Below are 15,485 nucleotides of genomic sequence, written 5' to 3'. Positions count from 1 at the left end.
CCACTCCCGTTACGCCGAGCCGTTATGCACTTGTGCCCGCGTTTACGTTTGCCAAGGCCGGACCCCGCGGAGGGGGCCGCCGCCCTCAGGCCGCGTGGAACCTCTCCGGTGCCTTGGTCGGGTTGCCGCCCGAGGGGAGTTCCTGCCCGGGACAGGTTTCGAGGACCTTCTTCATCGCGGCCTTCTCGGCGGCGGTGACCCACAGGCCGTACTTCTTCTTCACGGCCACCTGCGCGGCGACGTAGGTGCAGCGGTAGGCCTTGTTCGTCGGGAGCCAGGTGGCCGCGTCGCCGTCGCCCTTGCCCCGGTTCGCACTCGCGTCGACCGCCAGGAGGTTCAGCGGGTCGTTGGCCAGGGCTATGCGCTTGCTGGCGTCCCAGTACTTGGCGCCCTTCTGCCAGGCGTCCGAGAGGGCGACGAGGTGGTCTATGTCGACCAGGCTGCGGCCCCGCCGGTAGGTGACCTCCTTGCCGGAGTACGGGTCCGGCTCCAGGACTCCGTAGGAGACCTTGCAGTCGCCGTCGGTGAACTTCACCTCCTTCAGGTCGCGCTTGAGGATGTCGTCCCGGGTGTCGCAGGAGTTGGAGTCCGTGTCCGCCCAGGCGGAGCCGAACTTCTCCCGGGAGTAACCGGTCTTCGGCGCCCTGCCCTTGACGGTCAGCGAGTCGGCGGCGGTCAGCGCCGCTCCCCCGCCGCCCGAGCCCTGGGCTCCCGAACTCCCCTTGTCCTCCAGGTCGTTGCATCCGGCCACGGCGAACAACACGACGACGGCGGTGACCGCCCCGCTCCACAGACGCGCCACGTGCGCCCCCTCTTTCTTGCCTCTGTCCGCCTCCGCACGGGCGGATTTCTGCTGGTCCAACGGTAACTGCCGCACGGTTCGGGCCAGATGCCGCCCAAAGGGGCTTATGCCGCCAACTCGCCCTTATCGGCATCCGATCGCCGCCCGGGGGGAAGCCCGGACCGCAGACCTTCGCGCCCGCTCACTCCCCGCGGCGACCGAATGCCCCCGATGGCGCGCCGCACACCTTGCCATGCCCGAACGCCTCCCGAAGCCTCGGGGTCTTGCGGGCCCGTGGAGCCGCTCAGGGCCCGCGGAGCCGCTCGGGTCCCACGGAGCCGCTCGGGTCCCACGGAGCCGCTCGGGTCCCACGGAGCCGCTCGGGGCCCGCGGAGCCGCTCGGGGTGGACTTGACCTTGACGCCGGTGTCAGGGTCCGACGATTCCGGCATGAGCGAGAGCCTCCGCCCTCGAAGTGCTCACCCGCAGCTGGGCCGTCGAACTGGCCCCGCTCGGGATCCGGGTGGTCGCGGTGGCCCCGGGCGCGATCGAGACACCGATCGCCGACCACTCCGGGTACACCCCGGAACAGCGGTCCGCCCTGCGCAGATGGCAGCTCGACCACACCCCGCTCGGCCGGATCGGCCGCCCCGAGGAGGTCGCCTGGGCCATCACGCGGCTCGCCTCGCCCAAGGCGTCGTTCGTGACCGGCGTGGTGCTGCCGGTGGACGGCGGGGCGGTCGTCGCCTGAACCCGGGACGGCGCCGGGTCAGACCGTCTCGCGCGGCTCCCCCGCCTCGCGCAGCGCCGCCGCCAGTCGCTCCCGTACCTCCGTCTGCGCCGCTATCCGCGCGTCCAGGACCGCCAGCCGGTCCCGGGCGATCCGCAGGCCCCGCGCCGAGGCGCGACCGGCGGTGACCTCGCCGTCCAGGCAGGGCAGGAAGGCCCGTACGTCGTCCAGGGTGAGGCCCGCCGCCAGCAGCCGGCGGATGTTGCGGACGCGTACGGCCGTCCGGGCGTCGTACGCGCGATAGCCGTTGGCGGCACGTACGGAGGTGATCAGGCCCGCCTGTTCGTAGTGGCGCAGGGCGCGCGGTGTCGATCCGGTCGCCCGCGCCATCTCACCGATCCGCACATCCCGCGCCCCTCGTCACACGTCATCCGTCGGCCCGTTCGCCTGTCACGACCCCAGGATCGAGGCGAGGAACTCCCCGACCCAGCCCAGCAGTTCCCGGCCGACCAGCGGCTTGCCGCCCACCTTCGCGGTCTTCGGGCGGGGTACCAGGAGCTGGTGGACGGCCGGCTTGATGACGGTCCCCGGGTACAGGCGCTTGACCCGCAGCTCCTGGGACTCGCGCAACTCGACCGGCGCGAAGCGGATGTTGGTGCCCTGGAGGACGATCTCGCCGACCCCGCACGCACGGGCCAGCATCCGCAGGCCGGCGACCAGCAGCAGGTTCTCCACCGGCTCGGGCAACTTGCCGTAGCGGTCGGTGAGTTCCTCGCGGACGGCCCTGATGTCCTCCTCCGAGTTGGCGGAGGCGATGGCACGGTAGGCCTGGAGGCGCAGCCGCTCGCCGGGCGCGTAGTCGTGCGGGACGTGCGCGTCGACGGGCAGCTCGATCTTGACCTCCAGCGGCGGCTCCTCCTCGATCTCACCGGTCTCCAGCTGCCGCCGGTAGTCCGCGACGGCCTCGCCGACCATGCGGACGTACAGGTCGAAGCCGACGCCCGCGATGTGCCCGGACTGCTCGCCGCCGAGCAGGTTGCCGGCGCCGCGGATCTCCAGGTCCTTCATCGCCACGTACATGCCGGCGCCCATCTCGGTGTGCTGGGCGATGGTCGCGAGGCGTTCGTGGGCCGTCTCCGTCAGCGGCTTCTCCGGCGGGTACAGGAAGTACGCGTACCCGCGCTCACGCCCGCGGCCGACGCGGCCGCGCAGCTGGTGCAGCTGGGAGAGGCCGAAGGTGTCGCCGCGTTCGACGATGAGCGTGTTGGCGTTGGAGATGTCGATGCCGGACTCGACGATCGTGGTGGAGACGAGGACGTCGAACTTCTTCTCCCAGAAGTCGACGACGACCTGTTCGAGGGCCGACTCCGACATCTGGCCGTGGGCGGTCGCGATGCGCGCCTCGGGGACGATCTCGCGGAGCCTGGCGGCCGCGCGGTCGATGGACTCCACCCGGTTGTGGATGTAGAAGACCTGGCCCTCGCGCAGCAGTTCGCGGCGGATCGCGGCGCCGATCTGCTTCTCCTCGTACGGCCCGACGAAGGTGAGCACCGGGTGCCGCTCCTCCGGGGGCGTGGTGATCGTGGACATCTCGCGGATGCCGGTGACCGCCATCTCCAGGGTGCGCGGGATCGGGGTGGCCGACATGGTCAGTACGTCGACGTTGGCGCGCAGCTTCTTCAGCTGCTCCTTGTGCTCGACGCCGAAGCGCTGCTCCTCGTCGACGATGACCAGGCCGAGGTCCTTGAACTTGGTCTCCGAGGAGAAGAGGCGATGGGTGCCGATGACGACGTCGACCGCGCCTTCCCTGAGGCCCTCAAGGGTCCCCTTCGCCTCGGTGTCGGTCTGGAAGCGGGAGAGCGCCTTCACACTCACCGGGAACTGCGAGTACCGCTCGGAGAACGTGCCGAAGTGCTGCTGCACCAGCAGGGTGGTGGGGACGAGGACGGCGACCTGCTTGCCGTCCTGGACGGCCTTGAAGGCGGCCCGGACCGCGATCTCGGTCTTGCCGTAGCCGACGTCGCCGCAGATCAGGCGGTCCATGGGGACGGACTTCTCCATGTCCTCCTTGACCTCGGCGATGGTGGTGAGCTGGTCGGGGGTCTCCGCGTACGGGAAGGCGTCCTCCAGCTCGCGCTGCCAGGGCGAGTCGCCGGCGAAGGCGTGGCCGGGGGCGGCCATGCGCGCGCTGTAGAGCCTGATCAGGTCGGCGGCGATCTCCTTGACGGCCTTCTTGGCGCGCGCCTTGGTCTTCGTCCAGTCGGCGCCGCCCAGGCGGTGCAGGGTGGGGGCCTCGCCGCCGACGTACTTGGTGATCTGCTCCAGCTGGTCGGTCGGGATGTACAGCCGGTCGCCGGGCTGGCCGCGCTTGGCGGGGGCGTACTCCACGACCAGGTACTCGCGGGTGGCGCCCTGGACGGTGCGCTGCACCATCTCGATGTAGCGGCCGACGCCGTGCTGCTCGTGCACGATGTAGTCGCCCGGCTCCAGGGTGAGCGGGTCGATGGTCTTGCGGCGGCGGGCCGGCATCCGGGCGCCGTCCTTGCCGGCCGCCTTCTGCCCGGACAGGTCGGTCTCGGTGAGGACGGCGAGGCGGAGCGCGGGGTCGACGAAGCCGTAGTCGATCGAGCCGCACGACACGTGCACGACCGAGGGGCTCAGCTCGCCCAGGTCGACGTCGAGGCGGGCGGCGATGCCCTCGCCGCCGAGCACCTCGACGGTGCGGGAGGCGGGGCCGTGGCCCTCGGTGACGAACACCGTGCGCCAGCCGTCGGCCAGCCAGCCCTTGGTGTCGGCGAGGGCCTTCGCGGTGTCGCCGCGGTAGGTCTCGGGGGCGTGCATGCCCAGCTTGAGGGTGTCGGCGGCCGGCTCGTCGTCCGCCGCGAACGGCGACACCGACCACCACATCATGTCCAGCTCGCGGGCGCGGTCGCGGACGTCCGCGATCGACCACAGGGAGGCCGCGCCGACGTCGATGGGGGCCTCGCCGCCGCCCGCGGTGGCCGCCCAGGAGGCCTGCAGGAACTCCTGGCTCGTCGCCACCAGGTCGGCGGCGCGCGTCCGCACCCGCTCCGGGTCGCAGACGACGGCCATCGCGCCCTTGGGCAGCACGTCCATCAGCAGTTCCATGTCGTCGACGAGGACCGGGGCGAGGGACTCCATGCCCTCGACGGCGATCCCCTCGGCGATCTTGTTGAGCAGCTCGCCGAGCTCCGGGTGCTCCTCGGCGAGGGCACGCGCCCGTGCGCGGACGTCGTCGGTGAGCAGCAGCTCGCGGCAGGGCGGTGCCCACAGGCCGTGGTCGGCGACCTCCAGGGAGCGCTGGTCGGCGACCTTGAAGTAGCGGATCTCCTCGACGTCGTCGCCCCAGAACTCGACGCGCAGCGGGTGTTCCTCGGTGGGCGGGAAGACGTCCAGGATGCCGCCGCGGACGGCGAACTCGCCGCGCTTCTCGACGAGCTCCACGCGCGCGTAGGCGGCGGCCGCGAGGGCTTCGACGACCTCGTTCAGATCGGCGCTCTGGCCGGTGCGCAGGGCCACCGGCTCCAGGTCGCCGAGGCCCTTGACCTGCGGCTGGAGCACGGATCGTACGGGCGCGACGACGACGGAGACCGGGCCGGTCTCGGGGTCGTCGGGGCTGGGGTGGGCGAGGCGGCGCAGGACGGCGAGGCGGCGGCCGACGGTGTCGCTGCGGGGGCTGAGGCGCTCGTGCGGGAGGGTCTCCCAGGCGGGGTACTCCGCGACGCCCTCGGAGGGCAGGAGCGTGCGCAGGGCCGCGGCGAGGTCCTCGGCCTCGCGGCCGGTGGCGGTGACCGCGAGCACGGGTCGGCCGGCCTCGCGGGCCAGGGCGGCGACCGCGAGGGGGCGGGCCGCCGGGGGGCCGACCAGGTCGACGTGCATGCGGTTGCCGTCCGCGGCCGCCTTGATCGCTTCCGCGAGGGCGGGGTCCTTGACGACGGCGTCGAGCAGACCGTGCAGGCTCATTCAGGGCGGCTTTCGTCGGGGGGTGGGCAACGCGAAGTGCCCGGCGCGGACTGCGACCGGGGGGTCTCCAGCCTACGACTACGCGGGCGCGGGTGCCGGGGCTGTGGATAACCTCCGTCGCCCTGTGAGGTACCGCCCGTCCCGGTGGCCGTACCAGGGGGCTCCGCCCCCTGGACCTCCGAAGCCTATGCCCACCCGCCACCCGACTCGGTGAGCAGAGAAGCCGGACTCGAAAGACAAAGACGCGCACCACCCGACTCGGTGAGTTGAAAGGCGGGACTCGAAGGACAGACGAAAGACAAAGACGTGCCCGGCGCCGAAGAGTCCCCCAGGACTCCCCGGCGCCGGGCGTTCCCCCGCAACCCCCGTATGCGGTGGTCTCTTCGGTAACCCCGTATGCGGGGTCTCTTCGGTCGGCTCAGTCGGTCGCGATCGCGTTCAGGACGTTCATGCGGCCCGCGCGGAACGCCGGGATCAGGGCGGCGAACAGGCCCACGAAGGCCGAGCCGACGAAGACCCCGATGATCGTCGGCCAGGGGATCTCCAGGACCTTCAGGCCCTGCAGGGCGAGCAGCTTCTGGGCCGTGGCGCCCCAGCCCATGCCCAGTCCGAGGCCCAGCAGGGCGCCGAAGAGGGCGATCACCACGGACTCCATGCGGATCATGCGGCGCAGCTGGCGGCGGGAGAGGCCGATCGCCCGCATCAGGCCGATCTCGCGGGTCCGTTCGACCACCGACAGGGCGAGGGTGTTCACGACGCCGAGGACCGCGACGATGATCGCCAGGGCGAGCAGGCCGTAGATCAGGTTCAGCAGCTGGCCGATCTGGTCCTTGAGCGCCTGCTTGTAGTCGGTCTGGTCGCGCACGGTGTACTGCGGGTAGTCGTGCAGCGCGGACTTGAGCGACGTGTACGCGGCGTCCTGGCGGCCGTCCTCGGCGGTGGCGAAGACCAGGTCGTCGAGCGGCATCTTGGCGGCCGGCACGTACTTGGCGAGGGTGGTGATGTTCGTGTACTTGGAGCCGGCGTCGATGAGGCCGTCGCTGCTGGTGATCGCGCGGACCGTGAGGTGGGCCGTGCGGCCGTCCTTGAAACTGACGGTGATCTTCGAGCCGAGGTGGATGTCGTGCGCCTTGGCGAACTTGTCGTGCACGGACATCGAGTCGGGCAGGTAGGCGTCCTTGAGGTCACCGGCGACGGTCTTGGTGCGCAGGTCGGTCGCGTAGGTGGGGTCGGCCGCCGTGATGTCGGTGTCCTTGAGGGTCTTGCCGTCGGGCGTGGTGTAGTCGGCGGTGGTCGTGCGGTACTCGGTGACGCGGGCAAGGCCCGGCACGTCCTTGATCGCCTTGACCGCCTGCGGGGTGATCCGCTGACCGCTGTCGGACTGGATGATGAAGTCCGTGCCGACGGTCTTGTCGAGCTGGTCGGAGGCCGAGGCGACCATGGAGGAGCCGACCACCGAGAGGCAGGCGACCAGCGCCAGTCCGATCATCAGCGCGGCGCCGGTGGCACCGGTGCGGCGCGGGTTGCGCAGGGCGTTGCGTTCGGCCATGCGTCCGACCGGGCCGAACATCCGGAGCAGGACGGCGCCCAGGGCGCGGACGACGGCGCCCGCGAGCAGCGGGCCGATGACGACGAACCCGATGAGGGAGAGGACGATGCCGAGGCCGAGCCAGGCCGAGCCCTGCTTGGCCTGCTCCGTGGCCGAGGCCAGGTAGAGGCTGTAGCCGCCGGCGCCGGTCAGTACCAGGCCGACCAGGGCGCGGATGCGGCCCGCCCTGGCGTCGGCGGGGGCGCCCGCGTCGCGCAGCGCGGCCATCGGGGAGACCTTGCCGGCCCGGCGCGCGGGCAGGTAGGCGGCGAGGACGGTGACGACGACGCCGAGGAGCAGGCCGAACACCGGGGTCGTCCAGGCGATCGTCAGATCGCTCGTCGACAGGTGCATACCCATCTGGCCCATCAGCTTCATCAGGCCGACCGCGATGCCGACGCCCGCGCCGACGCCCAGGATCGAGCCGACCACGCCGAGCAGCAGGGCCTCGACGAGCACGGACCGGTTGACCTGGCCGCGGCTGGAGCCGATGGCCCGCAGCAGGCCGATCTCGCGGGTGCGCTGGGCGACCAGCATCGAGAAGGTGTTGATGATCAGGAAGATGCCGACCAGGAAGGCGATCCCGGCGAAGCCGAGCATCGCGTACTTCATGACGCTCAGGAAGCTCTCGACGTCCTTCTGGTTGGCGTCGGCGGTCTCCTTGGCGGTCTGCACCTTGTAGGCGGAACCGAGCTCGCCGGTCACGTTCTTCTTCAGCTGCGGGTCGGTCACCCCGGCCGCGGCCGTCACGTTGACGTTCGTGAAGACGCCGGTCCGCCCGACGAGCGTCTGCTGGGCGGTCCTGGTGTCCAGGTAGAAGATCGCGGCACCGGGGTTGGTGACGGTGAAGTCGGCGATGCCGGAGATCTTCGCGGTGTGCGTGCCGACCGCGCTGATGACGGAGATCTCGTCGCCGAGCTTCAGGTGGTGCTTGTCGGCGGTGTCGGCGTCGACCATGACCTGGCCGGAGTTCTCCGGCGCCGCACCGGAGGTGATCTTCATGGTGCGGGCGTCGTTGGAGTTCCAGCTGCCGACGATGGTCGGCGCGCCGCTCGACGGCGACAGGCTGTCCTTGTCGGCGTTCACGACGGTCACGGACGTCGAGAAGACCGTCCCCTCGGCCGCCTTGACGCCGGCCGCCGCGCGGACCTTGCCGACCACCGAGGCCGGCATGACCGGCGGCCTGCCGTTGTCGGAGGTCGTCTCCCCGGTGTCGGAGGCGCTCTTGGCACTGACCGTGACGTCGGACGAGGTCGCCGCGAACAGCTTGTCGAACGTCGTGTTCATGGTGTCGGTGAACACGAGCGTGCCGCACACGAACGCCACCGACAGCAGGACGGCGACCGCCGACAGGGCCATGCGGCCCTTGTGCGCGAAGAAGTTGCGCATCGAGGTCTTCATGACGGTCATGACGTACGCCCCCGCGCGTCGAAGTCCTTCATGCGGTCCAGGACGGTGTCCGCGGTCGGCTTGAACATCTCGTCGACGATCCGGCCGTCGGCGAGGTAGAGCACGCGGTCCGCGTAGGAGGCGGCGACCGGGTCGTGCGTGACCATCACGATCGTCTGGCCCAGCTCGTCCACGGAACGGCGCAGGAAGCCGAGGACCTCAGCGCCCGCGCGGGAGTCGAGGTTTCCGGTCGGCTCGTCACCGAAGATGATCTCGGGGCGCGCGGCGAGGGCGCGCGCCACGGCCACGCGCTGCTGCTGGCCGCCCGAGAGCTGCGTGGGGCGGTGCTTGAGCCGCTCCGCGAGCCCCACGGTCTCGACCACGCGCTGCAGCCACTCCTTGTCGGGCTTGCGGCCGGCGATGTCCATGGGGAGCGTGATGTTCTCCAGCGCGTTCAGCGTCGGCAGCAGGTTGAACGCCTGGAAGATGAAGCCGATCCGGTCCCGGCGCAGCTTGGTGAGCTTCTTGTCCTTGAGGCCGGTGATCTCGGTGTCGTCCAGGTAGATCTGACCGCTGGTCACGGTGTCGAGCCCGGCGAGGCAGTGCATCAGGGTGGACTTCCCGGACCCCGAGGGGCCCATGATCGCGGTGAACTGCCCCCGCATGATGTCCACGTCGACATGGTCCAGGGCGACGACACGGGTCTCTCCGGCCCCGTACGCCTTGACGACCTGCCGCGCCCGCGCGGCAACGGCCGTACGCCCTCCAGTACCCCCGTGCCTGGGAATGGTCACAGCCGATGTCACGGTATGTCTCCTAAGTCGGTCAGCGAGTGCGCAGCACTGGGCCGCGCCCTGCTGCGAAGCGGTTGGTACGACGAGTTGGTACGACGATGAGTCTGTCCGTGCGCGGGTCTGTCCCGCGCTGGTGCGAAGCCCCGTCTTTCCGGGGGGAAAACCCCACCCCCGCCGGTTCGGTCGACCACCCCCGGCGGCGTAAAGCCAGGTTAAGGACGGGCGGGGTGCCGTCTCGTCCTCCGGCGGTACGAACCCTCCCCGAGCCCTGGTACGGAGGACCCCCTAGGGGACGTCCACCGCCGGGTGGAGCCCTTCTCAGGGTCGCGCTCCACCCACCGGCCCAGGCAGCCTCCACCCTCCCATCGCGGAAGGGTCAAGTCGCCGTGGACACCGACCAGGTGGCGGCGCACTTCCACCAGGTGGACGCGTACTCCCGCACTGCCGGAGCGGATGGGAAGCTGTCGTACGCGAGATAGATACATGAGGAACACATCGGGAGGGGATCCGGCGTGGCGAAGGAGAACACGAAGCCCGCGATACGCGTGGCGGAGCGCGAGGCCGGGACGGGCCGGCGGGGGGCCGTGGTGGCCGCCCTGATGCTCGCCATGGCGCTGGCGGCGCTCGACTCCACCGTCGTCTCCACCGCCGTCCCCCAGATCGTCGGCGACCTCGGCGGCTTCTCGGTCTTCTCCTGGCTCTTCTCCGGCTACCTGCTGGCCGTCACCGTGACGCTGCCGGTGTACGGCAAGCTCTCCGACACCTTCGGCCGCAAGCCGGTGCTGGTCGCGGGCGCCGCGGTGTTCCTGCTGGGGTCGCTGCTGTGCGCGGTCGCCTGGAACATGGCCGCGCTGATCGCGTTCCGGATCGTGCAGGGCCTCGGTGGCGGGGCGTTGCAGGGCACCGTGCAGACCCTCGCGGCCGATCTGTACCCGCTCAAGGAGCGCCCGAAGATCCAGTCGAAGCTGTCCACGGTGTGGGCGGTGTCGGCGGTCGCCGGGCCGGGGCTCGGCGGGGTGCTGGCCGCGTACGCGGACTGGCGGTGGATCTTCCTCGTCAACCTGCCGATCGGCGCGGCCGCGCTCTGGCTGATCGTGCGTCACCTCCACGAGCCGAAGCGCGCGCCGCGCACGCCCCCGCGGGTGGACTGGGCGGGGGCGCTGGCGGTCTTCGCGTGCGGGGGCGTGCTGCTGACGGCGCTCGTGCAGGGCGGGGTGGCGTGGGCGTGGTGGTCCGCGACGTCGTGCGCGCTGTTCGCCACCGGGTTCGCGCTGGTGGGGCTCGTGGTGTGGATCGAGCGCCGGGCGGCGGAGCCGATCATCCCGGGGTGGGTGTGGCGGCGCCGCACGATCGCGGCCGTCAACCTCGCGCTCGGCGCGCTGGGCCTGCTGATGGTGGCGCCGACGGTGTTCCTGCCGACGTACGCGCAGTCGGTCCTCGGGCTCGCCCCGGTCGCCGCCGGGTTCGTGCTGTCGGTGTGGACGCTGAGCTGGCCGGTCTCCGCGGCCCTCAGCCAGCACGTGTACCGGCGGATCGGCTTCCGCGACACCGCGCTGCTCGGCATCGGCACGGCCGCGCTGATCCTGTTCGCGTTCCCCTTCCTGCCCTACCCCGGGTCGGCCTGGCAGCCGACGCTGCTGATGCTCCTGCTCGGCGCCGCGCTGGGCCTGTTCCAGCTGCCGCTGATCGTGGGCGTGCAGTCGACGGTGGGCTGGGAGGAACGGGGCACCACGACCGCGTCGGTGCTGTTCTGCCGGCAGACCGGCCAGACGATCGGGGCGTCGGTGTTCGGCGCGGTCGCCAACGGGGTGCTGGCGGCGCGGCTGGGCGGCACGGGCGACCTCGACTCCGTCACCCGCGCGCTGGACGACGGCACCGCCGCCGAGTCCACCCGGCACGCCATCGCGGACGCCGTCCACGCGGTGTACTTCGGGGCGGCATGCGCGGCGGCCCTCGCGTTCCTGGTGCTCCTGTCGGTGGCACCGCGACGCTTCCCGGTCCTCAAGGACTGACTCCCGTCCCGGAGTTAACGCGGGTAACACCCGAGGTCAGACACGTTCGCGTGAAGTAAGCGCGTACCGACCGGCCAGTTGCCGAAAATGGCCGCACACCCCGGATACCTGCGAGTAACGTGCGTCCCCCGCTCCCTCCCCTCCCTGCGGTCCGCCGCCACGGACCCGAGCCATGCAAGGAGCACCGGGATGTCCGACGACCTTTCCGACCCCGCACGCCCGTCCGGCCCTTCCCCGCGCGAGCCGTCACACCTCACCTACCCCTGGCAGCCGCTGCCGCCCGAGCCGCCGAGACCCCGGCACGCGCCGCACCGGGAGCCGGTCGGGCACCACAGCGACCTGCGGGTGCTGCGCGGCGCCTACCGCCTCCAGCGGCGCACCGCGACCCTCACCGCGCTCGGCTACTTCACGGTCTTCCTGGTGCTGTCGGCGTTCGCCCCGGGCCTGATGACGAGCGCGGTCGCCGACGGCGTACCCGCGGGACTGCTCCTCGCGCTCCTCCAGCTCCCCGTCACCTGGCTGGCGGTCGCCCTCTACGAGCACACCGCGCGCCGCCACGTGGACCCGCTCGCCGACCGCATCCGCAGGACCGCGGAACTGGACGCCAGGCGCGGGGCCGTACGGTGACCGGCTCCGGCGGCTCCGCCCAGTCCATGTCCCTGGTCGCCTTCACCGTCGTCGCCACGCTCACCCTCCTGCTGTGCGTGCTGACCGGCCCGGACCGCGACGACCTCGACGAGTTCTACACCGGCTACGGCTCCCTCTCCCCGCTGCGCAACGGCCTGGCCATCGCCGGCGACTACATCTCCGGGGCGGGTGTCCTCGCCGGCGCCGGGGTGATCGCCCTGTGCGGCTACGACGGCGTCGTCCTCGCCCTCAGTACGGCCCTGTCGCTGATGCTGCTGATGTTCCTGCTGGCCGAACCGCTGCACAACGCGGGCCGGTTCACCATGGGCGACGCGCTGGCCCGCCGGATGCCCGGCCGGTCGGTACGGATCGCGGCCTGCGCGGTGACCATCGCCGCCCTGCTGCCGCTGATGCTGGTCCAGCTGGCCGGGGCCGGCCAGCTGATGGCCTTCGTCCTCGGCTTCTCCGACGAGACCGTGCAGACCGGCTGCGTCATCGGCCTCGGCGCCCTGATGATCAGCTACGCGGCCATCGGCGGCATGAAGGGCACCGCCCTCATCCAGATCCTGAAGATCGTGACCCTGCTCGGCTCCGGCACGGTGGTCGCCCTGCTGATCCTGCACCGCTTCGACTGGGACCCGGGCGCCCTGCTCACCGCGGCGGCCAAAGGCAGCGGCGCCGGAGCCGCCTACCTGCACTCCGGCCTCCAGTTCACCGGCGGTCCCGCGCCCCGCCTGGACATGATCAGTTCGGAGCTGACCGTCGTCCTCGGCGGCGCCTGCCTGCCGCACATCACCATGCGCATGTACACCGCCGCCGGCGCCCGCCAGGTCCGCCGGTCGATGTCCTGGGCCGTGTCGTGCGTGACCCTGTTCGTGCTGATCGTCAGCGTCGTCGGCTTCGGCGCCACCGCCCTGGTCGGCCGCGCCGCCATCGCCACCGCCGACCCGCAGGGCAACACCGCCTATCTGCTGGGCTCCCGCGCGGCGTTCGGATCCGGCGTCTCGACGGCGGAGACCCTGCTCCTCACCACCGTCACCGCGGCGGTCTTCCTGACCCTGCTCGCCTCCGTCGCCGGCATGATCCTCGCCTGCGCCAACTCCCTCGCCCACGACGTCTTCGCGACCCGCGTGCAGGACATGCCGGCCCGCCGGGAGATGACCCTGGCCCGGGTCTCCGCGCTCGCCATAGGAGTCCCCACGATCCTGCTGGCGACCCTGGTGCAGCACCACAGCCTGCAGCCCCTGATCACCCTCTCCTTCTGCGTCGGCGCCTCCGCCCTCGCCCCGGCCCTGGTCTACGGCCTCTTCTGGCGCCGCTACACCCGCACCGGCCTGCTGTGCACCCTCCTCGGCGGCACCCTCACCGTGCTGCTCCTGATGCCGGGCACCAACCTGGTCTCGGGCTCGCCGGGCGCCGCCTTCCCGCACGCCGACTTCAACTGGTTCCCGTTCACCACCACCGGCCTCGTCTCCATCCCGGCAGGCTTCCTCCTGGGCTGGCTGGGAACGGTCGCCTCCGGCCGGCGCAGGGCCGCGGAGCAGCGCCGGCAGTACGAGGCGGTGGAGGGGTGGATCCTCGCGGGGGCGGTACGGCGAGGGAGCTGAGCGCTCCGCCGGACGTGCCGCGGGCGTTCCGCCCGAAGGCGCCGCGATGTGTCGTCGGTCGGCTGCGGCGCCGTCGTGGCCGGTCGCGCCCACGCGGCGGGAGCCGCACATCGACACAGCCCCGCGCCCCTTTCGGGGCGCTGCCACGAGCTGCGGCGCCGCTGTGCCTGGTCGCGCCCACGCGGCGGGAGCCGCATATCGGTACAGCCCCGCGCACCTTCGGGGCGCTGCCGAACCGCAACGGACTTCGCGGGCGCCGCTCGGGCGGAGCCGAGGAGGCGTGGGCGCTATTCCGCCGCGGCCGCGCGGCCCGTCAGGGACATGAGGCTGTCGCGCATGTGGTCCATGTGCGCCTGGACGTCGTCCCAGGTCTCGCCGTGCTCGCGCAGCACCCGCTCGGTCTCCCGCGCGATGCGCTCCTCGCGGAGCCGGGCCTCCGTGAGGACCTCGCCGGCCCGCGCGTGCGCCTCCTCCTCGGAGCGGCGGGCCGACTCCCCGGCCTCGACCAGGGCCCGCTCCGCCTCCGCCAGGGCGGCCTCGGCGCGGGCGACGCGTTCGGCGTTGTGCGCGTCGACCGCGGCGGCGCGCGCGGCCTCCTCGCGCTCCTCCTCGGCCCAGCGTTCGGCGTGCTCCTTGGTCAGGTCGGCGAGCATCGCGATGGTGCGCTGCCGCACCTCGCGCAGGGCCGAAAGGGCCTCGCCCCGCCGCTCCTTGACCTCCAGGCGCGCACCGATACGGATGTCGTCCGCCTCGGCGCGCGCGGCGAGGAGCCACTGCCGGGCGCGTTCCTCGGTGTCCGCGCGGAGCGCGTCGGCCTGCTCCTGCACCGCACAGCGCTCGCTGTCGGCACGCGCCGCGGCCTCCGCGACCCCGTCCGTCAGCGCCCGCCGGGCGCCCTCGTGCAGGGCCTTCGCCTCCTCCACCACGAGCCGGAACACCCGGTGCGCGCGGTCCCCGAGCGCCTCGTACGTCTGCGGAGGGAGCTGCTCGACCTCGGCGCGCAGCCGCTCGGCCTCCGCCTCCATCTCCTTGGCGAGCACGGTGAGCCGCGCGGCACGCTCCCACGCCGCGTCCCGGTCCTCGCAGAGCTCCGCCATGAACGTGTCGACCTGATCGGGGCGGTAGCCACGCCCCCGGACGGTCACGAAGTCGTACGGCGACATCGATGCGCTGCTCACCTGGAACCCCTCTCCGCCGGACCCGCACGAAATGATGATTTCGCGGACATCTTGATGGATCGGACGTAAGTGTTCATAACGCGACACTCCGCATGCCGCGCTCGAACCACCGCACGCCACGCGAGGGGACGGCAAGCACGTCAGGGGGCGTGCACGCTCAGTCGCGCGCCCTGCGGTAGCGGGTCAGCACCAGGGCGCCCGCGCGTTCCGCCGCCAGGCACTCCAGTTCGGCGGGCGGGCCGCCGGCCGGGAACAGCGGCCGGCCGGTGCCGAGGACGGTGGGGAAGGTCAGCAGCCGGTACTCGTCGACCAGGCCGGCGTCCGCCAGGGCGTGGACGACACCGAGGCTGCCCATGACGACGACGTCCCGCTGCTCGGTCTTGACGGCGTCCAGGAGATCGCCGTCGAGGAGACGGGAGTTCGCCCACGCGGACACGTCGGTCAGGGTGCGGGAGGCGACCAGCTTCGGCGCGGCGTTCAGACGCGCGGAGAACGGGTCGTCGCGGCCCGGCCACAGGCGCGCGAAGGCCTCCCAGGTGGACCGCCCCAGCAGGACGACCCCCTCGTCCAGGGTGCGGCCCAGGCCGAACCTGTCCCCGGTGATCTCCTCCCGGCCGAACCGGAAGAGCCAGCCGCCGTACGGCGTGCCCTCGGAGCCGTCCGGGTCGGACACGATCCCGTCCAGGGTGGTGAACTGGATGACGACAACACTCATGACGGTTGTCCCTTCGCTCGATGGTCACCGGTACATACCGGCGGCACCGGGCGGGCTCATCGCCGTCCCCGGAAATTCCTT

10 protein-coding genes and 1 pseudogene are annotated in these 15,485 nt (G+C 71.8%); 4 read left to right on the top strand and 7 right to left on the bottom strand.

Annotation, left to right across the window (positions count from 1 at the left end; all coding sequences use genetic code 11):
* Nucleotides 1-85: 85 nt before the first annotated feature.
* A complete protein-coding gene (locus ACFWPQ_RS29160; RefSeq protein WP_384040989.1) occupies nucleotides 86-802 on the bottom strand; it encodes an HNH endonuclease family protein in 717 nt (238 codons plus the stop codon).
* A 432-nt stretch (nucleotides 803-1,234) separates the two neighbouring features.
* Here ACFWPQ_RS29160 and ACFWPQ_RS29155 point away from each other — a divergent pair.
* A pseudogene (locus tag ACFWPQ_RS29155) lies at nucleotides 1,235-1,531 on the top strand (SDR family NAD(P)-dependent oxidoreductase); the annotation flags it as partial.
* 18 nt (nucleotides 1,532-1,549) lie between these two features.
* On the opposite strand, the gene ACFWPQ_RS29150 reads toward ACFWPQ_RS29155, so the two are convergent.
* From ACFWPQ_RS29150 to ACFWPQ_RS29135, 4 genes are all read right to left on the bottom strand, one after another.
* Nucleotides 1,550-1,915: a MerR family transcriptional regulator gene (locus ACFWPQ_RS29150; RefSeq protein WP_384040986.1), complete on the bottom strand. Its 366-nt coding sequence runs from the start codon at nucleotides 1,913-1,915 to the stop codon at nucleotides 1,550-1,552.
* 45 nt (nucleotides 1,916-1,960) lie between these two features.
* On the bottom strand, nucleotides 1,961-5,494 hold the full coding sequence (gene mfd / locus ACFWPQ_RS29145) for a transcription-repair coupling factor (RefSeq protein ID WP_384040983.1): 3,534 nt from the start codon (nucleotides 5,492-5,494) through the stop codon (nucleotides 1,961-1,963).
* 418 nt (nucleotides 5,495-5,912) lie between these two features.
* On the bottom strand, nucleotides 5,913-8,492 hold the full coding sequence (locus tag ACFWPQ_RS29140) for an ABC transporter permease (RefSeq protein ID WP_384040980.1): 2,580 nt from the start codon (nucleotides 8,490-8,492) through the stop codon (nucleotides 5,913-5,915).
* Nucleotides 8,489-9,277 carry an ABC transporter ATP-binding protein gene (locus ACFWPQ_RS29135; protein WP_384040977.1) on the bottom strand — a complete coding sequence of 263 codons (789 nt, stop codon included), beginning with the start codon at nucleotides 9,275-9,277 and terminating at the stop codon, nucleotides 8,489-8,491. The genes ACFWPQ_RS29140 and ACFWPQ_RS29135 overlap by 4 nt, the downstream gene beginning before the upstream one ends.
* 500 nt (nucleotides 9,278-9,777) lie before the next feature.
* On the opposite strand from ACFWPQ_RS29135, the gene ACFWPQ_RS29130 reads away from it, so the two are divergent.
* From ACFWPQ_RS29130 to ACFWPQ_RS29120, 3 genes are all read left to right on the top strand, one after another.
* Nucleotides 9,778-11,277, top strand: coding sequence for an MFS transporter (locus ACFWPQ_RS29130; RefSeq protein WP_384040974.1), 1,500 nt, complete (start codon nucleotides 9,778-9,780; stop codon nucleotides 11,275-11,277).
* 189 nt (nucleotides 11,278-11,466) lie between these two features.
* Nucleotides 11,467-11,904 (top strand): DUF485 domain-containing protein, encoded by a 438-nt coding sequence (locus ACFWPQ_RS29125; protein ID WP_384040971.1) that lies wholly within the window; start codon nucleotides 11,467-11,469, stop codon nucleotides 11,902-11,904.
* A gap of 26 nt (nucleotides 11,905-11,930) precedes the next feature.
* Nucleotides 11,931-13,511 carry a cation acetate symporter gene (locus ACFWPQ_RS29120; RefSeq protein ID WP_384041261.1) on the top strand — a complete coding sequence of 527 codons (1,581 nt, stop codon included), beginning with the start codon at nucleotides 11,931-11,933 and terminating at the stop codon, nucleotides 13,509-13,511.
* Between the two features lie 287 nt (nucleotides 13,512-13,798).
* Here ACFWPQ_RS29120 and ACFWPQ_RS29115 read toward each other — a convergent pair whose 3' ends face one another.
* Nucleotides 13,799-14,689: a cellulose-binding protein gene (locus tag ACFWPQ_RS29115; protein WP_384040969.1), complete on the bottom strand. Its 891-nt coding sequence runs from the start codon at nucleotides 14,687-14,689 to the stop codon at nucleotides 13,799-13,801.
* Between the two features lie 157 nt (nucleotides 14,690-14,846).
* Nucleotides 14,847-15,404, bottom strand: coding sequence for a dihydrofolate reductase family protein (locus ACFWPQ_RS29110; protein ID WP_384040966.1), 558 nt, complete (start codon nucleotides 15,402-15,404; stop codon nucleotides 14,847-14,849).
* Nucleotides 15,405-15,485 lie beyond the last annotated feature (81 nt).

Origin of the sequence: Streptomyces sp. NPDC058464 (genome assembly GCF_042721035.1) — a bacterium.
Classification (GTDB): Bacteria; Actinomycetota; Actinomycetes; order Streptomycetales; family Streptomycetaceae; genus Streptomyces.
The sequence above is the reverse complement of the archived record's forward strand: the minus strand, read 5'-3'. Positions and strand labels throughout refer to the sequence as shown.